At 56.2% G+C, this 23,871-nt stretch carries 21 protein-coding genes and 1 tRNA gene; 7 read left to right on the plus strand and 15 right to left on the minus strand.

The annotated features are described in order from the left end of the window. Window positions 1-451 precede the first annotated feature (451 nt). Window positions 452-868, minus strand: a complete 417-nt coding sequence (locus tag MPRO_RS20645) for a c-type cytochrome (RefSeq protein WP_216821346.1) — start codon at window positions 866-868, stop codon at window positions 452-454. Window positions 869-1,341: 473 nt separating this feature from the next. Between MPRO_RS20645 and MPRO_RS20650 the strand changes: the two genes are divergently transcribed. The 5 genes from MPRO_RS20650 (at window position 1,342) to MPRO_RS20665 (ending at window position 4,736) form a co-directional block, all read left to right on the plus strand. Then, window positions 1,342-1,418: transfer RNA gene (locus MPRO_RS20650), tRNA-Arg, on the plus strand. Between the two features lie 199 nt (window positions 1,419-1,617). Next, window positions 1,618-2,853, plus strand: a complete 1,236-nt coding sequence (locus MPRO_RS20655) for a tyrosine-type recombinase/integrase (RefSeq protein WP_067297716.1) — start codon at window positions 1,618-1,620, stop codon at window positions 2,851-2,853. Continuing rightward, window positions 2,846-3,418, plus strand: a complete 573-nt coding sequence (locus MPRO_RS26015) for a hypothetical protein (protein ID WP_158651900.1) — start codon at window positions 2,846-2,848, stop codon at window positions 3,416-3,418. The genes MPRO_RS20655 and MPRO_RS26015 overlap by 8 nt, the downstream gene beginning before the upstream one ends. An 87-nt stretch (window positions 3,419-3,505) precedes the next feature. Continuing rightward, window positions 3,506-3,724 carry a helix-turn-helix transcriptional regulator gene (locus MPRO_RS26605; protein ID WP_082709010.1) on the plus strand — a complete coding sequence of 73 codons (219 nt, stop codon included), beginning with the start codon at window positions 3,506-3,508 and terminating at the stop codon, window positions 3,722-3,724. Between the two features lie 172 nt (window positions 3,725-3,896). Beyond that, window positions 3,897-4,736, plus strand: a complete 840-nt coding sequence (locus MPRO_RS20665; RefSeq protein ID WP_067297720.1) for a hypothetical protein — start codon at window positions 3,897-3,899, stop codon at window positions 4,734-4,736. A 754-nt stretch (window positions 4,737-5,490) separates the two neighbouring features. Here MPRO_RS20665 and MPRO_RS20675 read toward each other — a convergent pair. From MPRO_RS20675 to MPRO_RS26020, 13 genes are all read right to left on the minus strand, one after another. Next, window positions 5,491-5,745 carry a ParE family toxin-like protein gene (locus tag MPRO_RS20675; RefSeq protein ID WP_067297725.1) on the minus strand — a complete coding sequence of 85 codons (255 nt, stop codon included), beginning with the start codon at window positions 5,743-5,745 and terminating at the stop codon, window positions 5,491-5,493. A gap of 26 nt (window positions 5,746-5,771) precedes the next feature. Next, the gene (locus MPRO_RS20680) at window positions 5,772-6,671 is read right to left on the minus strand and encodes a viperin family antiviral radical SAM protein (RefSeq protein WP_067297728.1); all 900 of its coding nucleotides are present in this window, start codon (window positions 6,669-6,671) and stop codon (window positions 5,772-5,774) included. A gap of 78 nt (window positions 6,672-6,749) precedes the next feature. Beyond that, window positions 6,750-7,415: a hypothetical protein gene (locus tag MPRO_RS20685; protein ID WP_067297730.1), complete on the minus strand. Its 666-nt coding sequence runs from the start codon at window positions 7,413-7,415 to the stop codon at window positions 6,750-6,752. Then, window positions 7,408-7,773 (minus strand): hypothetical protein, encoded by a 366-nt coding sequence (locus tag MPRO_RS20690; protein WP_067297733.1) that lies wholly within the window; start codon window positions 7,771-7,773, stop codon window positions 7,408-7,410. The genes MPRO_RS20685 and MPRO_RS20690 overlap by 8 nt, the downstream gene beginning before the upstream one ends. Continuing rightward, a complete protein-coding gene (locus MPRO_RS20695; RefSeq protein WP_067297735.1) occupies window positions 7,770-8,363 on the minus strand; it encodes a hypothetical protein in 594 nt (197 codons plus the stop codon). The genes MPRO_RS20690 and MPRO_RS20695 overlap by 4 nt, the downstream gene beginning before the upstream one ends. A 655-nt stretch (window positions 8,364-9,018) precedes the next feature. Next, window positions 9,019-10,032: an Abi family protein gene (locus MPRO_RS20700; protein ID WP_067297737.1), complete on the minus strand. Its 1,014-nt coding sequence runs from the start codon at window positions 10,030-10,032 to the stop codon at window positions 9,019-9,021. Window positions 10,033-10,034: 2 nt separating this feature from the next. Then, complete coding sequence (locus MPRO_RS20705) at window positions 10,035-11,891, minus strand: restriction endonuclease subunit S (protein ID WP_082709011.1); 1,857 nt, start codon at window positions 11,889-11,891, stop codon at window positions 10,035-10,037. Next, the gene (locus MPRO_RS20710) at window positions 11,888-13,351 is read right to left on the minus strand and encodes a type I restriction-modification system subunit M (protein ID WP_067297739.1); all 1,464 of its coding nucleotides are present in this window, start codon (window positions 13,349-13,351) and stop codon (window positions 11,888-11,890) included. The genes MPRO_RS20705 and MPRO_RS20710 overlap by 4 nt, the downstream gene beginning before the upstream one ends. 1 nt (window position 13,352) lies before the next feature. Then, window positions 13,353-13,853, minus strand: coding sequence for an HNH endonuclease (locus MPRO_RS20715; protein WP_067297741.1), 501 nt, complete (start codon window positions 13,851-13,853; stop codon window positions 13,353-13,355). Next, window positions 13,853-16,252, minus strand: coding sequence for an EcoAI/FtnUII family type I restriction enzme subunit R (gene hsdR, locus MPRO_RS20720; protein WP_067297742.1), 2,400 nt, complete (start codon window positions 16,250-16,252; stop codon window positions 13,853-13,855). Before hsdR ends, MPRO_RS20715 begins: the two co-directional genes overlap by 1 nt. Window positions 16,253-16,777: 525 nt before the next feature. Continuing rightward, complete coding sequence (locus MPRO_RS20725; RefSeq protein ID WP_158651901.1) at window positions 16,778-18,682, minus strand: hypothetical protein; 1,905 nt, start codon at window positions 18,680-18,682, stop codon at window positions 16,778-16,780. 49 nt (window positions 18,683-18,731) lie between these two features. Beyond that, window positions 18,732-18,881, minus strand: a complete 150-nt coding sequence (locus tag MPRO_RS26115; RefSeq protein WP_173645533.1) for a hypothetical protein — start codon at window positions 18,879-18,881, stop codon at window positions 18,732-18,734. A 192-nt stretch (window positions 18,882-19,073) separates the two neighbouring features. Further along, a complete protein-coding gene (locus MPRO_RS26020; protein WP_158651902.1) occupies window positions 19,074-19,211 on the minus strand; it encodes a hypothetical protein in 138 nt (45 codons plus the stop codon). Between the two features lie 83 nt (window positions 19,212-19,294). On the opposite strand from MPRO_RS26020, the gene MPRO_RS20730 reads away from it, so the two are divergent. Both MPRO_RS20730 and MPRO_RS20740 read left to right on the plus strand, forming a co-directional pair. Further along, entirely contained in the window at window positions 19,295-21,244 is a 1,950-nt protein-coding gene (locus MPRO_RS20730; RefSeq protein WP_082709012.1) for a helix-turn-helix domain-containing protein, read from the plus strand. Window positions 21,245-21,436: 192 nt separating this feature from the next. Continuing rightward, window positions 21,437-22,602, plus strand: a protein-coding gene (locus MPRO_RS20740; RefSeq protein ID WP_439646790.1) for an IS3 family transposase whose coding sequence is annotated in 2 segments (ribosomal slippage) — window positions 21,437-21,695 and window positions 21,695-22,602 — 1,167 coding nt in all. Because the reading frame shifts where the segments join, the coding sequence is not laid out codon by codon here. A gap of 272 nt (window positions 22,603-22,874) precedes the next feature. On the opposite strand, the gene MPRO_RS26025 is transcribed toward MPRO_RS20740, so the two are convergent. Next, window positions 22,875-23,871, minus strand: a 997-nt coding sequence (locus MPRO_RS26025) for a coiled-coil domain-containing protein (RefSeq protein WP_067297750.1), incomplete at its 5' end; no start/stop codon positions are given.

Below are 23,871 nucleotides of genomic sequence, written 5' to 3' on the forward strand. Positions count from 1 at the left end.
CGAGGGAGCAAAGCAGATAAAGCAGAGGCAAGGCTCAAGGGTCGAGGTTAAAGGGAGAGAAGAGCACGCACCGCTGGCCGGAAGAAGTGAGGCTGTCACTTGAGGAATTGCCCGAAATTTTAGCCAATTACCAATAGCGATTCGTCATTCGCTGCGCTCATACTGAGCACCTCGCACCTCGCACCTCGCACCTCGCACCTCGCACCTCGCACCTCGCACCTCGCACCTCGCACCTCGCACCTCGCACCTCGCTCCTCGCACCTCGCACCTGCTCTTTGCTCTCTCTAGCCCCTTGCCCCTAGCCCCTGCCTTCGCCTCTGCACCTCGCACCTTTTTTCTAGCCCGTAGAGATGACAGCTTCAGGCTGATAGCTTTGCCGAGTCACGAATCATCAGATACGCAAAACCCCGCCGAAGCGGGGTTTTGTCACACAAGGAGCAGCGGCCGAGACTTACTTGGCGCTGTCGAGCATGTGCTCGATTGCGGCCTCTATCTCGTCATCGGAGCAGCTGGCGCAAGTGCCGCGTGGCGGCATAGCGTTGATACCGCTGATGGCGTTGGCCAGCAGGGTTTCGATGCCCTTGGCGCCACGATCGGTCCAGTCGCTGGTGCCGAACTTGGGCGCATCCAGCACACCGGTGCCGTGGCAGGCAGCGCAGCTGGTGGCATAAACGTCTTCACCGCTGCGACCTGCGCTGCCGGTGCTTGCTGCTGCGGCGCCGCCACAGCTTTCGTCACCCACTACACATACAGAACCGACCGGCTTGATACGCTCGATGATCTTGTCGTTGTCGGTTGCCGCCTGAACAGACGTTACCAGTACGGCACCCAGGCCCAGCGCGCAAAGCGCAGAAATAAATTTATTCACACTCAGAACCCTCATCACTTTTCAACAATTCAGCGTATCCGCCCGTCTGCTATAGACGGCCCTGCAAAGCTGCGCGAGCACAGAACCAGGGACAGACGCGACAACGCAATGAGTAACAGGCGCAGAATTATAACGGCAAAAGTTGGATACTGATACGCCACGCTGGGGGAAAGGCCGCCGTCCCAGCGAATGCTACCCTGTTTAATTGCAGTCAAACGGCCACGCCGGCCTGAACGGCCAGGACCCAATAAAGGACGCAACACCTAAAGGGCGATAAAAAGAGGATATAAATGAAGGGGAAGCGCCATCCTTGGCTGGACCCTGCTGATACGTATCCTGATCAGCCAGACCAATCTAACCCCCAACTGTGACGCCGCCATGACGGTCGGGTACGCAAATCGCAGCCGCATGAAAACGCTTGGCAAACACCTTAGTTATCCGTAACATACCGGCCTGCAAACAACTTCTTTTGCGCGCCTGTAGCTCAGCTGGATAGAGTAGCAGGTTCCGATCCTGTTGGTCGGGGGTTCGAATCCCTCCAGGCGCGCCATCTTTTCGTCCAGTCAAATCCAGTAAAGCCCCATACCTAGCGCTATTCGGCGTTATCTGTCTATACTTGTGTCCAAGCTCGTCCAGTGATGTACCCCCTAATCCAATGCGCAGTAGGGGTGCTATTGGGGGCATTTGCCGTTAGCGCAAAATTGATACCCCCAAAACTTGTACCCCCACCTTGAAGCACGGGTATACCTATGCCGCTAACAGACCGCGCTGCTGCCAGCGCCAAGCCGAAAGAGAAGGATTACAAGCTCAGTGATGAAAAGGGGCTGCATCTTCTGGTGAAGAAGAATGGCTCAAAGTACTGGCGTCTCAAGTACCGCATCTTTGGAAAGGAAAAAACGCTTGCGCTGGGGGTCTATCCAGAAATCAGCTTGAAAGAAGCCCGTGGCGGTCGCGATGAGGCCAGAAAGTTGATCACTCAACACATAGACCCATCTGCGGAAAAACAGTCTCGTAAAGCCACACTGCATGCCAACTCCGTAAACACATTCGAGGCACTGGGGCGTGAGTGGTTTTCTAAAAAAATCTCTGATAAAAGCCAAACGCATCAGGACAGAACCTGGCGCCTGCTTGAAAAAGATCTTTTCCCCCGGCTAGGCAGGCAAGTCATCAACACCATCGACGCCCCCACCCTGTTAGAGGCCTTGCGCCGGATAGAAGGCCGGGGTGCAATCGAAACAGCCCACCGAGCGAAGAACGTTGCCGGTCAGGTATTCCGCTACGCCATCGCCACCGGCCGTGCCGAGCGGGATCCAAGCCCAGACTTGAAAGGGGCCCTCGCCAATAAAAAAGTCACTCACTTTGCCGCCATAACCACCCCGAAGGAAGCAGGCATGCTTATGGTGGCAATCGATACCTACCAGGGCACTGCTGTTGTCTGTGCAGCCTTGAAGTTGTCGCCGCTGCTGTTTTGCCGTCCTGGAGAGCTGCGGCATTTGGAGTGGAGCGACATCAACTGGGAAGAAGACCGAGTCGAGATCCCGGCTGAGCGGATGAAAATAAAAGAACCTCACATTATTCCTCTATGTCGGCAAGCCAGAGCCATTCTTCAGGATCTTCAGCTTCTGACGGGCCGGCACCGGTACGTTTTTCCGTCCGCACGAGGAGCCAGTCGCCCGTTGTCTGAAAACGGGGTGAGAGTGGCTTTGCGATCCATGGGCTACGATAACCAGACCATGACAGCCCACGGGTTTCGTGCCATGGCGAGGACTTTGCTTGATGAAGTGCTGGGTTATCGCATCGACTGGATAGAGCATCAGTTGGCCCATGCGGTAAAAGATGCCAATGGCCGCGCCTACAATCGTACCAAGCACCTGCCGCAACGAGCAGAGATGATGCAGCGATGGGCGGATTATCTTGATGAGTTAAAAGCACAATCCAATAACTCAAACATCATAATCGCCGGACTCAGGATTTCTAATGGATAATAAAGGAAAGACTATACAGCCAAATTATTACAATACATGGGAATATGTTCGCGAAGAGCGAGAGCGTATTAAAACAGAAAACTATGATATTCCAAACAGCCTTGAGGCAGCTTGGAAGAGGGTTACTTCTAACTATAAAGACTATATTCGACGTAACGAAGATGAAACCGTTGCAGCTACGCCATTAGGTGCATTTCTATATTATATTGAAGTTGGTCTTTATCCTCCACCAGAGCTTTTACTTGCCATTGCTACCTGCTTTCGACTTTACGAAGATGCAGAAGGGGCCTTCGAGCTTGATGAAGTTTTATTTGGCAGCAGAAAGAAAAAAGGTGTCGGTAATTATTCAGCGCAGCTATCAAGAAATAGGCTATATGAGCTTTTTTCTATAACTAAATATTTCGAGCGCCGGAAAAAAGAAGTCAACCCAGATAGACAATCAAAATCTACCACAGCGCTTGCAGAAGAGTTTATTCATCAGAATTCAGCTAACGGTGTCGACGCTGAAAGCTTCTTACGTGGCTACCGAAGATGGAAAAAACGCCAAGACATATCGGATAAATAAAAACGGACAACTAACAGCCTTATGTGTCCTAGTCATTAACAGAAATATGCATATGATAGGGAGTCAGTTATCCAATTAGGTACTGACATGCCCTATAACGTCCACTCTCATACACTCCCTGAAACTGGTTTTGTTCGTCTTCAGACCGTTCTTCACTTCGTCCCAGTCAGCAAGTCAACCTGGTGGGCCGGCGTCGCTTCCGGTCGGTTTCCAAGATCCGTCAAGCTGGGTCCGCGCACCACCGCGTGGCGGGCAGAGGATATTCGGCAGCTTCTGGATGACCTGAGCAATGGATGCGAGCTATGAGCAGCTATCTCATTGAAGTCGTTCAACAGCAACGAGTTATGGTTCGTATTGAGGCTCATTTCCCGGCTGAAGCTTTAGATAGGGTTAGCGGGCAACAGGGACAGTTGGATTGCGACCAAAAGCCCCTAGAGGTCATGCCGGAATGGACCCGTATCATGTGCGGTGAATAGCCATGACTACCGGCCGGAATCTTGCCGAAAGCCTACTGGCTAAAGGCCATATACTTTTCATTGAGAAAGGGCGGCTATATCTGGAATCAGCCAGCAGTAAGCCCGTTCCCACTGATTGGCTGGATGAGAACTATTTAACGTTGGTGGATGGGATTCTGAAGCAAGTCGGCATCGATGCCTTGATCTATGAATCCTACAGTACAGGTAAATATGGTCCCAAAATGGTCCCTGGCGTTACGCTGCAATTCTACCGGCAACTAACCCAAACTAACTGTTACGCGATTTTTAATGCCGAACTAACCCGGAGCCGAACAGGCAAGAGCGGTAAGGCGGGCGCGCCGTTGCCCACGGGCGAGTTCAGGCTTAAAAAGAAAGCTGGCTTTAGAAAATTTTGGTTGAGCGGTCTGGATGAGCCAAGACGTTGGTCAGATATGCATGATCGTATGGGAAAACTAAAAGGTATTTTGTTTATCGGTACGCAGCATTCCGATCCAGCCAGGAAGGATCGAGTGAAAGCTTCCACATTGGTACCGCTTAGCCTATCGCACAAGCAACTATTGCAAGTTTTTGGATTGTCAGAGGCAACCGACAAATTCCCGACAACGAACCGACAGATCCCAGACAATCTTCCGACAATATTACCCGACAAACAATTGACTCAAAGCCCCGCACCGCAGGCTTTTAAGGCTGATTTTGATACGGGTACGAATTGCTACGGAAACACGGTAAACGGTAGTCCGGTTACACGGGTTCGTGCTTTCCCCTCCCTGACATCTAGTAGTATTGCTGAACAAGCGCGCGAAGAATGGGTGGAAGATTACTGCAGCGCCGACACAATATAATGCGACTGAGAAAACAAAAATTATATTCTGTATTTGCTTAATGATTTCGGTGAAAAAACGGAGGCTAGCATGGGCGGAAGGGGTAGCGGAGAGTGGCTTCGAGTGGGCAATAAAACCACTCTCGAAGACACCAAGCGGATCGACATTCGTTACATGAACAGGCAGGGACTACTCAAGCCTGGCGCTGTTGGAACCCTAAAATGGTCGTGCGGCGGCAAACAGAAAGGGTTAATTAATTTCCAATGCCAGAGCGAGTACTTACAGCTTAGCTACCGATATCGGGAGCACGACCGCGAATGGCAGCCAATCGAACAACGTATCCGGTTTGACCGCACGCCTTGCCACTATGGGGGTGAGAGGTTCTGGTTTCTGTGTCCCGGCTGCCATAGGCGCATAGCTGTGCTTTGCTGCAACGGGCCGCTATTCCTTTGTCGCCAATGCTATCAGCTCCCTTACAACTCCCAGCAGCAACGCCTAATGGATCGACTGATCAGCCAGAAGCACGAGCTTGGTAATCGAATATTTATACGTTACGAAAACGGCAAAGGGTGGGGCAAGAAGAAAGGTATGCATTGGAAGACCTTCAACCGCTTACATGCGCAGTACATAGAGTTAGAACTTCAATGGTGGGCACATGCGGAAAAGTATATATTTCACTACTAATCCGTATCTTCTCAAGAGCCATTGAATAATAGGCACATGTTTACAGCCGACTCATGGAGGACGGAGCCCAGCACGCCCCGTCCACTCAGCGTCACCCGTATTTCCGGTCAAAGGTGCCGTGTGTCATGCACAGGTACGGGCCGACGCCAAGCTGATCAATCGAAACCACCATCCGATAGCCACAGTTGATTTTGAAGCGCACAAGCTTCCGGTGACGACGAAGTTTCTTGCCGCCCAGCAACGTCGCCTTTGCCGGATGGCGTTGCAGTACGGATACCATGCGCTCCACCTTCTGCCGCAAACCGGGCGTGAGCGGGTCGAGCTCGCGAATTGCTCCTTTATCCATGTTCTCAACCTCCTCCGGAAAGCCACTCAGACGGCCTGTAACGGAATAAGCTGATAACGACGGGCGAAGGCCTCGGGGTCGAAAGGAATCTGCGTCAGGGCGCTTTCCACGCCGACTTGGCGGATCGGAGAACTAAGGATATAGCCCTTGCCGGCCTCGTCGTTCTGATAGAAACGGCCCTCGGGGTCGATCATCAGGTAGGACTGGCGCATATCCTGGTTGTCCTCCTCAACGATCATGGGGCCGAGCTCTGCATGGCGTTCAACAAAGGCCCGGTACTGACTGTCGCTGATCACCAGGCTGTGATCGTGTACCGGCAGCACGCGTAGCAGCTTCCACTTGTCCGGACGGATCTGGATACCGAGGTCGCGCATGTCCTCCTGCCAGTTGAACGTATTTACAACGGTATTGATCTTGAGAACGCCTTCAGGATTGAGCGCACGATAGAGGAGGGCAAGACGAGTCAGTCGCTCCCGCGATAGCCCGCGGCCCTTGCGATCCTGGCGGCCGATCTGCCGCACCGTTTCTGCTTTCATCGAGTCGTAGCTGATGCCCAGAACGCTGAGCTGGGGCGCCATGGCCGCCAGGTTTGTTTCGTCGAGGAAGTGGCCGTTGGTGATGATGGATGTCTCGAAACCGCAGGCCTGCGCCTGGTTCAGCGCTGTTACGAAGCGATCTCCGAGCAACATGGGCTCACCACCGGCAAAATTGAGTCGCACGCTCCGATAGCCCAGAGCCTGCTGCAAGGGGTTGGGGTTCAGGAAGTAGTCCGCCAGACTGTCCAGCAAACGCTCCACCTCGCCCGAATGGCGATGCAGCTCACGCTCCGAGGAGTGATCATTCCAGGTTGCATAGCAGTAGCCACAACGGTAGTTGCAGCTTTCGGTCATGTGGAAATTGATAACTAGTTGATCGAGAGTAGTCATGGGAGTAGCTCCTTTCGTTGATGACGATAAGGAGCGTCTCCCAGTGCATTGCACTACCAAGGGGGCAGAAGAAGAAAGTTACATTTTTTTGAACTGGTCCAGCAGCGAGTCGAAGTCCCGTGCTTCGGAATGCTTGTCGATCAGATGGCGTCGCAAAGCCTCGACCGCCGGCTCGTTACTCTCGAGAGTCTCTGCCAGGTCTGCCGCGCGGGCCAGGTCTCCCTGCAGGTACGCCAGCAGCATGCTATCCCCCGGCGCCAGCACTGCCGCCTGTGCGAGCAAAGCCTGTAACAGGTTCAGGTTGTCGCCTGTCGCGACCTGTGGCAGGCGAGCGAAAGGGTTTGGCAGCCGTTCGGTATAAAGATCGTGATGGCCGGCCAGGGCTTCCACCATGGCCATCGCGTCCGGATTGCTAAGCCCTATTCCCAGCAGGCTGTTTCGTTGTGAAAACAGGGCTCGCAGCGTGTCGGCAGCGTGCTGGCGTTCCGCCGGTTTCTCGAAGATGCTCTTGATCTGCTTGGGGTCGCTGAACACGGCATTGAGCAGCAGCGCATTGAACAGGACCACCTCCTGGCCCGGTGCCAGATAGGTGGAAGAGCGGTCGACAATAAGCTCCTTCTCGACCTTGATCAGGCGGTTACGCACCAGCGAGTTTGCCTTGGTTTTCAGCAGCGGACTGTCCCTGGCCACATCGATACCGAACAGATGCCGGATGGCGTCCGGCACGGTTCTGCGGCTAGCCATCGCAGGAGACAGCCTGCAGCATCCTGCTGACCGAATACTCCTCGCTGACCGGAAGCTCGGCTATGAGGCGGGCAACGGTGAACCAGTCCCTAGAACTGTATCGATTCCTGCAGTCCGGCCCGTCATTGCGATACTGTTGCACCACACCGATGCAGTAGCCCGCGCGCATCGCCTCGGATAGCGAGGTGCTGACAGCTGCAAGCATATGCTTCTCGTCGCGTCGGCTGAAGATTTCCACCACCTCACGACAGGACTCGATCAGAAACTGCGAGTCGTTACCATTGAAGGGCTGCTCGCGTGCATCGGCGGTCAGACTGAAGCCCAAACCAAGAAATAAAACGGCGATGGTGCGTTTCATACGTTGGCCTCCTGGCCCTTTCTCTGCTGTTCGGTGCTGTCGTCCAGAGGCGCGCCCCATGCGTCCAGGCTCTCGAATGTCGGTGGTACTGTATCCTCAGCAGCCTCGGGAGCCGGCTTCGTCAGTTGTTCACCCCGTAGCTTTGGCAATGGTGCTGCACCATAGATACAGAAAATTAGAATCAGGTGCTCTACGGGTACCCAGGCACTACGTAAAAGCTGCTGATACTCCAGAAAATCAGAACCCGCGGGCTGTCCTTGGATGACAGCGAAGAGAGTCCAGAAAGTCTCGCTGAGTAGTGCGAAGGTGCCAATGACAAACCCCAACTGCCGAAGGAGAGACCACCAGCCCCAGCTCTGCTGACGGCAGCGCCAGACATAGCGCCAGATAACCAGCGGCAGAAGAAGCAGTATCGCCAACTCGGTGAGGTCCAGATCGCTCAAGCCCTCGTCGTACTCGAATGTATCAACCGGCACCAGCCAGAGCTGAAACAACGTGATGAGCCCCAGGCTGCAGTAAAGCACCGCCTTGAGCGCCCAGGACGCGATCCGGCCAAAAATCCCATCGAAAAAGTTGAGAATATTCTTCATCGAGCACTCATCCTTGATAGTTCACCTGTTCGTTCAACGTAGATGCTGATTTGCTTCATTCCCCGCGGCCCGCACCGGTTTAGGCCTTTTTACAGTCTCGCCCTTACCTCGCCCCTATTTGTAGCGCCGCGGTGCCTTGTTTCACTGCCTGCCGGCAGCGTCGAAAAGCCCATGCACAGCATGCTCTGGCTTCGAATGCGCTTCCAGTAATGACTGGATAGCGTTACTTCTGTCAAATGAGAGAAAACACGTTTGTCATTGTTTTATAAAGTTTTTTTCGTTCTCCTGTTGGTAAGGCCCCGGCGCAGTCAAATGACCGTCAAATGGGGCCTCCTTAATCCTGCCGTTCGATTTTCAGCGAGCGCCGCAGTGCTCTGGCGTTCTTGCTTGAGTGACATCGCCTGGTTCGTACGATGGCAACCACGAGCGCTCGTAAATTACGAGCGCACTCGTATTTCTATCGCTTGCGCTCGTAACACGTGCCAGCGCCTGTGCCGTTGGACGCCGGTGCACCCACCCCCACAAGCCTGCCCACAGGCGTCCGGGCCTGAATTCGTTTTTCCAGAGTCAACCAAACGTTGACTCATAGATAACCTCCGTTATACTTCTCGACAACACGGCCCCTATCGGTTGCGTCGCTCTGCGGCGTAATTGCTTAGGGGTTTTTTATTGCCTTGCTCCACTCCCACTCTTGCCAGCCGTCGATCACGCCCATTCCCTTCAGGTCCAGCCCGATATCTTCAAGGTCCGGGAAGTCCCCCATCAAATCCGCCAAACGTAGCCACCAGCTCGAGGCAGGATTGATCGACATTAGCAGGAACTGAGCGATGCACAGCAACAGAAAGGGTCGTGCCTGGATGTGAGTGTTGCCCCAGGCATGCTCGAACAGCGGCACTTCGCCCCGGCCTGGCTTTTTCGGCTGGTCGGTCATGTTACGGTTCCAGAGGCGGCTGTGATGCGCACAGACATTGCGCAGGTAGTTGAGGCTGCGCAGCCAGGATGCGAACACGCGCCCATTCGCGATGCCGTATTTCGCTGAAATCGCATCCTGCTCTGACTCTCGCATACCGCCAAAAAGGTGAGACAGAGTACCAAAGTCCCACACTTCACAGGCAATCCAGATCGGTAGAGGCAGGCCGTACTTTTCCTTGTTGTGCAGGATAAAGGCCTCGCGGGAACGGCTGATCAGGCGGGCCTGGTTCTCCTGCCACTTGTGCAGATCGGTCAGCCCCGTTTGCTGATTAACCCGCTGTGCGAAATCCTCGTGCAACAGCTCCGGCTTGAGATAGGCGCAGGCGTTCAGCTTGCCCAGCGTATGCGCAATATCGACCCGCAGTCCGATTTCGATGCGTTCCAGCGCATCCAGCACCAGCAAGCGCTTGTCAAAGACATACAGGTCCACTGCCTGCTGGAAAGTGGCACCGGGCCTGAAGCTATCAAGCGTTAGATGATCGGTACGGCCGCGCTTGAACTTGCGTCGTCCTTCGGGCTCCAGAGGGCAGTAAGCCTCGGAGCGCTCCCGAAATGCATACCAGTAACCGCTCAGGCGGTAATAACCAATCCGCTCCAGATAGGCCAAAGCGCGCGCTTCATCCGTAATGATCAGGCCGCGATCCTTGAGCTGCTGCAGCTGCTCGAGGTAACTGATCCAGGGCTTGCTGTAGATCATGCTCAGGACGCTACTGCTTGTTCGACCACCGCTTCAGCCAGGTGACAGCGGGTTGTGTTGGCCTGGGTTAGGCGCGCCTTGAGCTGGTCGCAGAGGGCCATCAGTTCATCGACTTTGGCGACGATGCGGTGTTGCTCAGGTATAGGAGGCAGAGGCACTAAAAGAGATTGAATTTGTTGTCGTGAAACGTTTTTCATTGAGCTACTTGTGCCACCAGCAACAGCTGCATAGTAGTTACGAGAATAAGCACAATTATTCACCAAACTAACAAACTCAGGATTAACAAAACGTGTAAACTTAAAGCGAATTATTTTATCACTCATCATCAGATTTTCTGGAGCCGCCGCCGGCACTACTACTGAACGAGCCACTAAATCAGCAGTATTGGCTCTCGATATAAGAAAATCGTTTGATTTAACTTCATATTCGAGTCTTGGTGCTAAATGTGTTGGTAGTTTTTTGTTTTCATTAGAGTTATATACTCCCCATGTCACAGCACTTACTTTCAGGACACCCCAATCATTATCTTCTCGTGGCTGGTCTTCACATTTCGGACTCCAACCAGCTTCTGAATGTAGAGATAAATCCTCCAGTCGACACCAAGCCCATGTACTTGGCAGCATACATGGTGGTTCATCTTCGGAAATTTCCGGCAGCGCCTTCTGCTTCTTGATCTTGCCTTCTTTCACCAACCGGGCTTTTTCCGCCTCAATCCGCTTCAGCAGCTCAGATGCTGGCTCATCGTTCGGGTCTTGGGGGACGAGGCGGCCCATCACGGCGAGCTGGAGGGTGGTCTGCTTTAGTCGTTCTATGCTGTGTTCGGTGGTAAACAGGGTGTCGAAGTGGGCGGCGAGGCGGGCCCAGTTGCTGGCCAGTTCGGCGGTGGCCTGTGCTGGGGTCTGTGTGTTGTCCGCCGGTGTGAGTAATGAATCAAGCAGTACATCGACGAGGGTCTCGTGGGCGCTGATTTGGTTGCTAGTCTGTTGTTCCAAATGGTCGCAGAGGGCCATCAGTTCATCAAATTTTGTGACGATGCGGCGTTGTTCGGTTAGCGGCGGAACAGCAACCCCAGTGCTTTCTATACGATGTAAGGCCAGCTTAGGCTGAGCCATTTGGTTTACTTTATCGAGTAGCTGATTTTGTATGAAACCCGAATTAAGAGTTATCTTAAGCCAATTTTTATCGAGATTATTGAGAACTATTTTCGCCGCATTTTCTGTCAGGTTCATCCCATCAAGTACAGAAGGAATGGTTCCAACCGAACCAATAGTACCTGCTATGGTTATATATAGATCTTCTGAAGATATTGTATATTTTTTTATTATCTCTTTTGTCTCTGGACGCAGATACTGGAGGCCGTTGAGGTTTACAGATCCATTTTTCATATCTGTGACACGAATGTAAGCAAAGCCGGTATTATTATCGATGAGTGTATGGCCTTTTGGTAGGCGCTTTCCACCTTTAACATCAGCAAAGCTGCCTACACGGGTCCACTCCCACCCTTTTGGCAGTTCAAACAGCTTTTCCTCGTCGGTAATTTCCGGAAACGCCTTAGCCTTCTTGGTCTTCCCCTCTTTCACCAGCCGCGCTTTTTCCGCCTCGATCCGCTGCAGTAGCTCGGAAGCCGGCTCATCGTTTGGGTCCTGTGGCACCAGCTTGCCGCGTACTGCCAGGTCCAGGATCAGCTCGCGCAGCCTGGTGATGCCGGTGAGGGCGATCTTGCCGTTGCGGCCGCGGCCTACGGTAGATTTTTTGCTGATGGCACTGGTCCAGAGGTCGAGGTGGTCGACGAGGGCGCTGGCTGCAGGGGTGTTGCCGCAATCGCTGATGGCTGTATCGAGGCGTTCCGGTGCGCTCATGACTGCAGGGCTCCTGCGAGGATGCCCTTGAGCTGATCGCGGATCGCCTGGATGTCGGCTTGCTGTTGGGCATAGAGGGCCAGCAGCTCGTCGGGGTCGTGGCTGATCTGTTCACCCTGGTGGGGGTTCTTGATATCGAGGTTGTAGTTGCGGGCCTTGATATCGTCGAGGCTGACCTTCCAGGCCTGTTCGTTCTCAACCCGGCTGGCAAAGCCATCGGCTTCGCTGCCCCACCAGTCGATCTCGGTCTGGAACTCCTCAAAGCGCATGGGCCTGGTCTTGCTGTAGTTCTTGACGCCTTCGGGGTAGGGGTGCTCGTAATACCAGACGTGCTCCGTGGGCCGGCCCTTGGTGAAGAACAGCAGGTTGGTCTTGATGCCGGTGTAGGGGTTAAAGACGCCGTTGGGTAGCCGGATGATGGTGTGCAGGTTGCACTCGCCGAGCAGTTTTTCCTTGAGGCGGGTTTTCATGCCCTCGCCAAAGAGGAAGCCATCCGGCAGTACCACGGCGGCGCGACCGCCGTCTTTGAGCAGGTGGATAAACAGCGTCAGGAAGAGGTCGGCGGTTTCCCGGGTGCGGAAGGCCTGGGGAAAGTTGGTTTCGATGCCGTCTTCTTCCATGCCGCCGAACGGCGGGTTGGCGACGATGACATCGACCCGCTCCTTCGGCCCCCAGCTGATCAGCGGCTGAGCCAGGGTGTTGTCGTGGCGAATCTGATCCGGTACTTCGATACCGTGCATGATCATGTTGGTGGTGGCCAGCAGGTGCGGCAGGGGCTTTTTCTCGACACCGAGAATAGTGCGCTGCATGCGCTGCTCATCGTCTGCGGTTTTAACGTAGTGTTTGCGCTTGTGCTCAATGGTGCAGGTGAGGAAGCCGCCGGTGCCGCAGGCCGGGTCCATCACCTTGTCGTCGAGCTTGGGGTCGATACGGTTGACCATGAACTCGGTGATGGGGCGGGGCGTATAGAACTCACCGGCATTGCCGGCGTTCTGCAGGTCCTTGAGGATCTGCTCGTACATGTCGCCGAAGGCATGGCGCTGCTGCGACTGGTTGAAGTCGACGCCTTCCTGAATCTTGTTGATGACCTGGCGGATCAGCTGGCCGGACTTCATGTAGTTGTAGGCGTCTTCAAACACGCTGCGCACCACGTAGGCGCGCTTGTCGTCGCTTCGGGGTTGCAGGCTCTGCAGGCCGGGGAACAGGTCCTGGTCGATAAAGGCCTTGAGCTCGTCGCCGGTGATGCCCTCGGCATCGGCGGCCCAGTTGCGCCAGCGCAGGTGCTGGGGAATGGGGGAGTGGTAGTTGTCGTCGAACAGTTCCCATTCCTGCTCGCGGTCGTCGAAGATCTTCAGAAATAGCATCCAGACCAGCTGGCCGATACGCTGGGCATCGCCGTCGACGCCGACATCCTTGCGCATGATGTCCTGAATGGATTTTATGGTGGTGCTGATGGACATGCTATTCCTCGGTATGACCTGGACTGTCGGCTTTTGCCTGCCGGGCGATTTCGCGCAGGCGGGCAACAGCTTCGGAAAATTGCTGGTTAATCAGGTCGAACTCCTGCTCGCAAAGTGCGGCGAGCTCGGGGGCCAGAAGAGGCGCGCCTTCGTTCTGTTCGACCCAGTGATAAATTTTTTGCAGGCGCAGATTGTACAGCGCCTTGTCTTCACCGCAGCATGTTGCCAGGTATTCCTGCCAATCCAGCTCGCGTTTTTGATCGCCGTTGCAACGGGCACAGGTAAGTACGAGGTTGCACATGCGATTGGAGCCGCCCGCCATCTCTGCGACAAGGTGGTCGAGATGGGCCTGCCGACCGTGTCGCGTCATTGTGTAGCCGCAGTAGGCGCAGGCATTATCGAAGTAGTGCCAGATGGCGTCCTTTTCCTGTTTGGCAGGAGAGGGATCGACCAGCGTTTTCAGGCTTCGTCTGATGGCATTGCGTGCCTGGGATGGGGTCATTAACCTGCTTCCACGCCGTAAAGTGCCTGCTCTAATCCCTGCAGTGCCTGCTGAAACTCTGCTTTTCCGCCGAAAGCGCGGATCAGCTCCGGGCCGGTGCCCAGCTGATTGAATGGCGGCAGCTGAAGGATCTTGATGTCTTCGATGTGTTCGATACCGGTGTCTGAAAACTTGTCGAGCAGGGCTTCGAGCACCTGGCGGGCGACGCCTTCGTACTGAGTGAAGTAGTTACGCTTTTTGACGTTGTCGGCGCGGTCCTGGCGGCTCAGCGGCGGCTGATCATAGACGATATGGGTGATCAGGTCGAAGGCGTCGAGCTCACAGCCCAGCTTCTTGTGCACCGACTCGCGCAGGTCTTCCCAGAATACGCCCTGTTCGGCCAGTTCATCGATAATCACCTGCTTACGGTCGGTTTCAGACCAGCGGCGCAGGAAGTCCGACAGGGTGGCATACTGCTTGGTAACGCACTGTTTGGTGTAGTCGGTGAGGGATTCGGTGATCAGCTTGCCATCGGGCCCCAGGAACTGCACACGCTCGGCCAGTACCCGCACCGGCTGATCCTTAACCACGTATTTTTTGGGTGTCTCTCGGATTTCGCCGCCTACATCTATGCCAACACCCAAGTCGGCCAGTGCGTCGGCATCGTCGAAGCCGGGCTCGCCGTCAACGGAGGTCGGGTCGGTGATGTCGTCCGGCGGGCTGGCGGGGTCTGCCGGGGTGGGGCAGTAAACCTGCACCGGGTCGCCATCGAAGTTGGGATCGGCAAACAGCTCGGTGGCCTTCTTGAAGTCCATGATCGCGAACCAGTGCTTGTCATAGTCTTCGTTGATGCGGGTGCCACGGCCGATGATCTGCTTGAATTCGGTCATCGACTGGATGCGCTGGTCCAGCACCACCAGCTTGCAGGTCTGGGCATCGACGCCGGTGCTCATCAGCTTGCTGGTGGTGGCGATTACCGGATAGGTCTGCTCCGGGTTGATGAAGTTGTCGAGTTCCGCCTTGCCTTCGATTTCGTCGCCGGTGATGCGCATGACGTACTTGCTGTTTTCGCGTACGCGATCCGGGTTCAGGTTGACCAGTGCCTGGCGCATGCGTTCGGCGTGGTCGATGTTGTCGCAAAAGATGATGGTCTTCTGGAACTCGCCGGTCTTTTGCAGGTATTCGGTGACTTTCATGGCCACCAGCTGGGTGCGCTCGTCGAAGACGATGTTGCGGTCTATGTCTTTCTGGTTATAGATGCGGTCTTCGATGAGGTTGCCGTAACGGTCTTGCTGGCCCTGTTTTGGCCGCCACCCCTGCAGATCGAGATCGAAGTCGATACGGATGACCTTGTAGGGGGCGAGGAAGCCATCTTCGATACCCTGTTTCAGGGAGTAGCTGTAAATCGGATCGCCAAAGTAGTCGGTATTGCTGACGCTATCGGTCTCTTTGGGTGTGGCGGTCATGCCGACCTGGGTGGCGCTGCTGAAGTATTGCAGTATTTCACGCCAGGCAGAGTCTTCGCGGGCGCTGCCGCGATGGCACTCGTCGATGACGATCAGGTCGAAGAAGTCCGGTGAGAACTGCTTGTAGATATTGCTTTCTTCTTCGGTACCGGACACCGCCTGATAGAGCGACAGGTAGACCTCGAACGACTTGTTGACCTGGCGTTTGCTGATTTTGGTCATGGCCTGACCAAAGGGCTTGAAGTCGTTGTTCTTGGTCTGGTCGACCAGGATATTGCGGTCGGCCAGAAACAGAATCCGCTTCTTCTGGCGAGACTTCCATAGCCGCCAGATGATCTGGAAGGCGGTGTAGGTCTTGCCGGTGCCGGTGGCCATCACCAGCAGGATGCGATCTTGCCCACGCGCCACAGCCTCGACGCAGCGGTTGACGGCGTTCACCTGGTAGTAACGCGGAGTGCGCCCGCTACCGTCATCATAATAGGGCGCTTCCACCGCAGCGGTGGCCTTGTGCTCGATGCCCTGGTGCTTGCAATACCAGGCCCAGAGCTGAGCCGGGGCAGGGAACTCGCTTAGCGCCAGTTCCTGCTCCACAGCGCCGCTGAGCCCGGTACGGTCGTGAAACAGGAAGCCATCGCCATTACTGGAAAAGACAAAGGGTGTATCAAGTGACTTGGCGTAGGCCAGCGCCTGCTGCATGCCGGCACCGAGGCTGTGCTTGTTGTCCTTGGCTTCGATAATGGCCAGTGGCTGGTTTTTCTGGTGATAGAGCACGTAGTCGGCACGGCGACGCTCGCCGCGGCTGTGCAGGCGGCCACGTACAATGATGCGGCCATCGGTAAACGAGACTTCTTCGCGCACTTGGGTCTGAATATCCCAGCCTGCGGCTGCCAGGGCAGGGGTGATGAACTTGGTACAGATGTCTCGTTCCGAGAGCGCTTTCTTGTTGACCGTCATGTTCGTTCCTTCGACTGGCCTGAGGCGGAGCCTGACTACGGCTACGCCACATCTTACTACCCCGTGGGCAGAGGCGCACTTTGTATGGTTGCTTTGGGGAAGTGAAGCCCGTGCAATCTGACGAGATAAAGAGAGCCCGAACGATGCCCGAGCTCCAATGGCGGCCAGTTGAAAATAGGTGTCTTATGTCGGCAAGTCGGCTCGTGCCGAAGGGATTTCAAGGCCATCCGGTATCAATCGGGCCCGCTATGCCTGGTCGCCGGCAGGATTCTAGCTATCGCTCGGACTAGAAGCAGGGCGGTTAGGGTGCAAACCGTGAGCGGCCCCATCACAACAACAATGGGCTGCCGCCCGCTACAGCAGAAGTAAACCTTAACTGACTGTCCGTTATGACTTGACCACGTCAATCTATGGTGATCCGATGATAAGGGGGAGTGATTAGCTATCGTTCTGCACTATGCCGGGTTAAGGGAGCTCGAGCGACGCACGAGCATCCCTTGGATGCCAGGCCGGTACTACATGCCTTCATGTGGGAGAGTCGGCAGGTGCCGAAAGGGTTTCAAGTAGCTCCACGATCAATCGCGCCTGCACAATCTCTGCGCCGGCAAGATACCCAGAATCTAGCAGCCCTCTCACCGAATCCGCCCAGCGGCCATTGGCCAAGATACAGCCGCCGTAGGGTGTCTCGTGCCAGTCCATGAATTCATCCTGGTAGTACAGCATGTAATCGGCTTCGTTTGCGAAGAAGTTACCCGGGTCCAATACTGACAGCAGCGATGCCTTCAGCGCATCGAAATCGGTATTTTTGACAGGGGCCTCCACCGCCGCTCGAAGCTCAAGGTACTTCCAAAACTTCGGTTTCAGGCTGTTGCTGCCGACATCCTGGGGATCGCAGCAGTGGTCTTGCGGCGCTGGTCCATCGAGGGTCAAGGCTTCCCGGTACCCCTGCTCGGCGAGAGTCATCGCTTCGATATACTCGCCTCTCGCAAACGCATAATCGTAGGCCTTTCGTAGAAAGTTTAGGTGGATGTGCTCGTACGTCTGGCGTTGCGATTTGAGTACCCTGGCACTGATGGCCTCAAGGTGTGAATTCAGCGCCCGCAGACCTTCTTGGGCCAGATGGGTCGTGAACGTATTGAATAGGTTGGGCCGATGCAAAAGCCGCAGAAGATCTTCTTGATACAGGCAATCCAAGCATTTCAGCCAGTGTTGTCGGGCATTGTCATAGCCAGGCAGGCCCAGCGCAAAACGGATGTGAAGCAGTTTGAGCCGAAGTATTTCAGAATCGCTTCGGAAAATGCCTAAAAAGCGATACGGCTCGCTGTCGTACTCGTCGCACAAGAGCTTGGCGACCTCGAGTTGCGTATCGCTCAGTGTGTGCGCGGCATCGTCGGTTTCGTTCCAGTAGGGGAATTCACTTAACGACTTATTAAGCAGGTACTCGGGCTCGAGACCATTGATGGCATGGGCTTTGCGCACATTGACCCTTAGCGAACCCGAGGCATAGGGCATCAGCAGTTCGAAAAGCGAGCCGATACAGGCGTTGCGTACTTCCTCACGGCTTTCCGGAAAACGATAGCGGCTGCCACTTCTCTCCTTTTGAAGAGGCCAGTTGAGCAAGGCTGGGAACAAAATGTCACGTTCCCGGCGACGCGCCTCGTCTAGTCGGCCGATAGCCTCGTCCTTCATGTCGTCAGCCCAGCTTTCGTGCGACGACATCACATCGGCGAGTTCCCGCTGGTTCGAGTAGTAGGCCCACTCGCGCTGCGCATCCTCTTTCTGTCGCTGGACGTCGACCGCCAGTAGCAGCCAAGCCTCGGAGTTGGCTGGGTCCTCGGCCGTTACCTTCTCGCACATTTCCCTCGCCTGTTGGTAAAGGCCCAGGCGATAGAGAGCCCATGCCTTTTCGGTCTGTTTTGCAGGCGAGAGTTTTGATTGCCGGCCCTCCTCCTCAATTTTTTCCAGGAGGTTTACTGCCCGCAACGCATAGGGTGAGGATGCTGACGCCGGTTCCGCCGTGAGGTCCGGCGTCAGCACATCTTCCAGCGCCTCCCGTTCCAGATCGACGCTATCCAGCACCTTCTCCAGCGCCGACAGTCTGCTCAACCAATAACCGTAAGCCCTAAACCTGGCCTCAAAGTCTTCACGCCGCTCGCGCAGTTGCTTCGACAAGTCCTTGACGGACGCCCGCTTGCGCACAATTTCCGATACCGTTTCCTGGCTGCGAAAAACTGTGTCCAGTGCCAGGACGTTTCGGATAAGGTTATCGCACTCGTCGGAGCGCTTGAAAATATGGGCGCTCCCCGGCTCCAAGTGATCGCCAAAAACGCCTTTGGAGGCATATTTGCTCAGCAGACTACGGTCCCGGCTGTGTCCCATCAGGCGTTCGAGAGTATCTGCAACACCGTTCTTTCCTTTGTTACGTGCCACTTTCTGTTCCTCCGTGGGCGGCTCGGGGTGTAGGCCCCGAGCCCGGTTGTCAGTCTTTGCCTCTGCTGCGGTGATACGCCGGATGCTCCGGGTTCAGCTGCTGGGAGCGATTTTTCAGACTTTGCCGGTAACCGGTATTGTTGGGGTTGCGGTCGTTCGACCGCTGATTGTTGGATTGCTTGGTGCTTTTCTTGCTCATGCCGTGTCTCCTTGTAGGTTAGGCATGGGCAGTATCGAATTGCACTGGGTGCAGAAAAGGCCTTTTTTCTAAAACTTCATCGCAGCCTATCGTGCATATGCATAAGGCCGCCAGTGAAGGTTGCCTGCCAACGTCTTAGCGTACGATCCTGTCACGCTTCGTGCGCAGACCTCGTTTATGATCCCCATCTCCCTAATGCTTCTTGGTTAGTGCCAGCGCCATGTAGGCAACGGCGGTGACCGCTACCACAATTGGCTTGCTCAGCCCAAAGAGCGAGGCGGTATAGATTACTGCAAGCGCGGCATAGACTACTCTGCACGGTATGTTCATTGGCACATCCTCACGTGGTTGAAAGTGTGCCGTCCGGACGGCTTTTGGGTGTCGACAAGAGAATCATCGCAAAGGGAGGAGCTATGGCGCGTTCGCGAAACTCCGGGAAACTACGGGAGCTAGACTCGAACTCGTTTCAGGTTCGCTTTGGCAAACTGGTTCGCCGATACCGCGATAAGCGAGGTTTAACCCAGATGGAGGTGGCTGAAAAAGTCTACAAAGACGAGATCAAAGCATCCCGCATATCCGATATTGAACGGGGGCGCCACGAGCCACAGGCGAGTACGATCGCAGATTACCGTCACGCGTTAGACATTCCGGAAGAGGAGATAGAAGCCTGTCGTCGTCCGGCAGTGACCGACCTCGAGCCCGGCTTTCGCGAGGAGCTCGGCCTCGCCGACGGACTCCTGGAGAACCTGGCAATGCGGTTCGGGCACGATAACCCGGATGCCGGTCGGACGGCTCTGCGAGAGTTCCTTCAGGATAAAGCGCGGGAATACAATGCTCTCAAATCCCGCATGGACACACTCAAAGCGACAGAAACGGAGATTGCTGATCAACTGTCCGCTGCGGAAGAGACGCTGGATGCAGGCGATTTTGACGCAGCGGATGAAATTCTGGCGAACGCCGAAGTGATGCAGCAGACCGAGCATACGCTCGTCCAGGTTCGCAAACAGGCTGAAATTCGGGCAACACGTGGCGACGCAGCGCTGTTAAAGGGCGATGTCGAAGCCGCCCATGGTCATTTCGCGGCAGCCGCCGCCTTCTTCGAGCCTTTCGATACGATTGAAGGAGCAGCCCAGCGAGGAAAGTATTATTTGAGCTTGTACCGACATGGAAGCTGTTACGTCAGTGGCGGGTTCACCTACGCGGTTGACCTAGCGAAACGTAATCTCCAGGTCTATGCCTCCCCCCTCTATTGTCGGGACTGGGCTTGGACCCAGAACGATCTGGGGTGTGCACTTGCGAATCAGGGCATCCGCGCCGGGGGCGAGGACGGGCAGAGGCTGCTGTCCGAGGCCGTCGATGCCTACCGTGCCGCCCTGGAGGTGTATACCCGCGAAGCGCTGCCGCAGAACTGGGCGACAACTCAGAACAACCTCGGGAATGCGCTGGGGGAGCAGGGCATCCGCGCCAGGGGCGAGGACGGGCAGCGGCTGCTGGCCGAGGCCGTCGATGCCTACCGTGTCGCCCTGGAGGTCAGAACCCCCGAGGCGCTGCCGCAGAACTGGGCGAGGACCCAGAACAACCTGGGCAGTGCGCTTGCGGAGCAGGGCAAGCGCGCCGGGAGCGAGGACGGGCAGCGGCTGCTGGCCGAGGCCGTCGATGCATACCGTGTCGCTCTGGAGGTCAGAACCCGCGAGGCGCTGCCGCAGGATTGGGCGATGACTCAGAACAACCTGGGGGGGGCGCTTAATGAGCAGGGCAACCGCGCCGGGGGCGAGGACGGGCAGCGGCTGCTGGCCGAGGCCGTCAATGCCTACGGTGCTGCCCTGGAGGTGTATACCCGCGAGGCGGTGCCGCAGGACTGGGCGATGACCCAGAACAACCTGGGGTCCGCGCTCCAGAATCAGGGCAACCGCGCTGGGGGCGAGGACGGGCAGAGGCTGCTGGCCGAGGCTGTCGATGCCTACCGTGCTGCCCTGGAGGTGTATACCCGCGAGGCGCTGCCGCAGGACTGGGCGAGGGCCCAGAACAACCTGGGATCCGCGCTCCAGAATCAGGGCAACCGCGCCGGGGGCGAGGACGGGCAGAGGCTGCTGGCCGAGGCTGTCGATGCCTACCGTGCTGCCCTGGAGGTGTATACCTGCGAGGCGCTGCCGCAGGACTGGGCGAGGACCCAGAACAACCTGGGGTCCGCGCTCCAGAGCCAGGGCGACCGCGCCGGGGGCGAGGACGGGCAGAGGCTGCTGGCCGAGGCCGTCGATGCCTACCGTGCTGCCCTGGAGGTGTATACCCGCGAGGCGCTGCCGCAGGACTGGATGACGACCCAGCACAACTTGGGCTGTGCGCTTGCGATCCTTGGGGAGTAGGAAGGTGACAGGGAACATCTCAAGGAAGCTAAGGCAGCTATTGAATCAGCTTATGAGTTTTACAAAGAGGAGGAAACTCACAGGACGATGAGTATTTTGAAGGTCTGCTACAGAGACTTGATCAACTGATGACGTGGCCTAATGGTGCCGGACACCTCAGTTAAGAGATAATCTCTGAAACCGAGGTAGATGATGACGACGAGAAAGAAATACACCAAAGAGTTCAAACAGGACGCGGTCCGACTGGTTACGGAGCAAGGCTATGCGCGGACTGAGGCGGCCCGGAACCTGGGGATTAATACCAACATGCTGGGGCGGTGGGTCCAGGAATTCCAGGCTGATGAGAACGACTCATTCCGGGGTAATGGCAATCTGACGCGGGAGCAGGACGAGTTGCGTCGCCTGCGCGAAGAGAATCGTCGGCTGAAACTGGAGCGCGAGATCCTAAAAAAAGCAGCGGCCTTCTTCGCGAAAGAGTTGAACTGAGGTATCAGTTCATCGTCCAGAAGAAGGAGGCCTATTCGGTGAAGCTGCTTTGCCGGGTACTGGGTGTTACGCGCAGTGGGTTCTACGACTATCTGCGGCGTCAAAGCAAAGGGCCGGACCCGGTGCGTGAAGAAATGATCGACTGGATCCAGGCATTGGCGAAGGGGTCTGATTATACCTATGGCGCGCGGCGTATGGCCAAGGCCCTCAGGGAGCTGGGCTTTCCAGTCGGTCGCTTTCAGGCACAGGGCCTGATGCGTGAGGCCGGGGTGTGGGTGCGTTACCGCCGGCGCTATCGGGTTACCACTGACAGTAATCACCGCCAGCCGGTATTCGAGAACCGGCTGAAGCGAAACTTCTTGGCCAAGGGCCCGGATCAGGTATATGCCGGCGATATTACGTATGTATGGACACAGGAAGGCTGGCTGTATCTCGCCGTGGTGATCGACCTGTACTCACGCAAAGTGGTGGGGTGGTCGATGCATAAGCGCATGACCCGCACCCTGGTGTGTGACGCCCTCAAAATGGCCCTGTGGAGTCGCCGCCCCGCTCACGGCGCGCTGATCCATCATTCTGATCGCGGTGCACAGTATGCCAGTCGGGCGTTTAGGAAGCTGTTGCACAGCCACGGCATCGCGGGCAGCATGAGCCGCAAAGGGGATTGCTGGGATAATGCCGTGGTGGAAAGCTTCTTCGGCACACTGAAGTCCGAGCGCATCCATTGGCGCAGCTACCAGACCCAGGAGGAAGCACGGGCGGACATCGTCCATTACATCACGATGTTCTATAACAGCCATCGATTACATTCCTATCTGGGTTACCAGAGTCCGAATGAATTTGAAAGAAAGGGCCTGTTGGCCAAAGCCGCTTAACTGGGGTGTCCGTTATGACTTGACCACGTCATGATCGCTCAGTTTGCTTGAAGTGGTGCCGATGACAGCGAGCAGTACTTCGCCATCCGAAACAGGGCTTCTGCATAAGTATTTATCACGGTTCTGTTAAAATGGACCGCCAGATCCTCGAGGGCGAGCGCCAGATCGTCATGCTCTAGGTCTGGCGGGGGTAAGATCAAACAGTTTAACGGTGTTTTGTGGCGGCGGTGTCGGCTGGGTGGTCAGCGGACGCGAATGATCGCTGTACCGATTCAGCCTTTAAATGGAGCAGCCGTTTCCGTGGCAGCGAGCAGCGCTTCTTTCTCCGCCCAAATAATGAGAATCTGGGATAACGCCTCAATATGTTGATCGGGTGACGGAATCATATTCGCCATTTCACGGGCCAGCCGCCAGGCTTTAGCTTTAGCGGCTGTTTCGGCAAGCGCCTGTAAGATCCTGGCTTTCCCAGCGGATAATTCGATCTCGGCGGCGGCGCCTCGCGCCGTTTCCAGCCACTCCACGGCCAGGTCGGTCCGGTCGAGCTGCCCCGCCGCCTCGGCCAGCGCCCTTAAAACCAAGGACTTGTCCATAGAATCCTTGATCCCGCTGGCCGCGCTTCGCAGGCTATCCAGCAGCGCCACGGCCAGATCAGCCCGATCGAGCTGGCCTGCCACCTCTGCCAGCGCCCAAAAGACCTCGGCTTTGGCCCTGGAGTCTTCGATCCCGCTGGCGGTGTCTCGCAGGCTATCCAGCATCGCCACAGCCTGCTCGGTCTGGTCGAGCTGTCCTGCCGCCTCGGCCAGCGCCTTTAAAACCTCGGCTTTGGCCCTGGAGTCTTCGATCCCGCTGGCCGCGCTTCGCAGGCTATCCAGCAGCGTCACGGCCAGATCGGCCCGGCCGAGTTGCAACGCCGCTTCGGCTAGCGCCCCTAAGACCCAGGTTTTGGCTTCGGAATCCTCGATCCCGCTGGCGGCGCTTCGCGCCGTTGCCAGCCACGCTACAGCCAGATCGGCCCGGCCCAGCTGGCCCGCGGCCTTGGCCAGTGCCCCTAAGATCTCGGCTTTGGCCTTGGAATCCTCGATCCCGCTGGCGGCGCTTCGCGCCGTTTCCAGCCACGCCACAGCCAGATCGGACCGGTCGAGTTGGCCCGCCGCCTCGGCCAGCGCCCGCAAGACTGCGGCTTTGGCCCTGGAGTCTTCGATCCCGCTGGTGGTATCTCGCAGGCTATCCAGCAGCGGCACCGCCAGATCGGCCCGATCGAGCTGTCCC

This window comes from Marinobacterium profundum, from assembly GCF_001528745.1.
Taxonomy (GTDB): Bacteria; Pseudomonadota; Gammaproteobacteria; order Pseudomonadales; family Balneatricaceae; genus Marinobacterium_A; species Marinobacterium_A profundum.

Bases quoted from the DNA above. Each gene is read 5' to 3' on its own strand.
- MPRO_RS20655 (WP_067297716.1), top strand. From the start codon at position 1,618: ATGCCGCTAACAGACCGCGCTGCTGCCAGCGCCAAGCCGAAAGAGAAG.
- MPRO_RS26015 (WP_158651900.1), top strand. From the start codon at position 2,846: ATGGATAATAAAGGAAAGACTATACAGCCAAATTATTACAATACATGG.
- MPRO_RS26605 (WP_082709010.1), top strand. From the start codon at position 3,506: ATGCCCTATAACGTCCACTCTCATACACTCCCTGAAACTGGTTTTGTT.
- MPRO_RS20665 (WP_067297720.1), top strand. From the start codon at position 3,897: ATGACTACCGGCCGGAATCTTGCCGAAAGCCTACTGGCTAAAGGCCAT.
- MPRO_RS20675 (WP_067297725.1), bottom strand. From the start codon at position 5,745: ATGGATAAAGGAGCAATTCGCGAGCTCGACCCGCTCACGCCCGGTTTG.
- MPRO_RS20680 (WP_067297728.1), bottom strand. From the start codon at position 6,671: ATGACTACTCTCGATCAACTAGTTATCAATTTCCACATGACCGAAAGC.
- MPRO_RS20685 (WP_067297730.1), bottom strand. From the start codon at position 7,415: ATGGCTAGCCGCAGAACCGTGCCGGACGCCATCCGGCATCTGTTCGGT.
- MPRO_RS20690 (WP_067297733.1), bottom strand. From the start codon at position 7,773: ATGAAACGCACCATCGCCGTTTTATTTCTTGGTTTGGGCTTCAGTCTG.
- MPRO_RS20695 (WP_067297735.1), bottom strand. From the start codon at position 8,363: ATGAAGAATATTCTCAACTTTTTCGATGGGATTTTTGGCCGGATCGCG.
- MPRO_RS20700 (WP_067297737.1), bottom strand. From the start codon at position 10,032: ATGATCTACAGCAAGCCCTGGATCAGTTACCTCGAGCAGCTGCAGCAG.
- MPRO_RS20705 (WP_082709011.1), bottom strand. From the start codon at position 11,891: ATGAGCGCACCGGAACGCCTCGATACAGCCATCAGCGATTGCGGCAAC.
- MPRO_RS20710 (WP_067297739.1), bottom strand. From the start codon at position 13,351: ATGTCCATCAGCACCACCATAAAATCCATTCAGGACATCATGCGCAAG.
- MPRO_RS20715 (WP_067297741.1), bottom strand. From the start codon at position 13,853: ATGACCCCATCCCAGGCACGCAATGCCATCAGACGAAGCCTGAAAACG.
- hsdR (WP_067297742.1), bottom strand. From the start codon at position 16,252: ATGACGGTCAACAAGAAAGCGCTCTCGGAACGAGACATCTGTACCAAG.
- MPRO_RS26115 (WP_173645533.1), bottom strand. From the start codon at position 18,881: ATGAGCAAGAAAAGCACCAAGCAATCCAACAATCAGCGGTCGAACGAC.
- MPRO_RS26020 (WP_158651902.1), bottom strand. From the start codon at position 19,211: ATGAACATACCGTGCAGAGTAGTCTATGCCGCGCTTGCAGTAATCTAT.
- MPRO_RS20730 (WP_082709012.1), top strand. From the start codon at position 19,295: ATGGCGCGTTCGCGAAACTCCGGGAAACTACGGGAGCTAGACTCGAAC.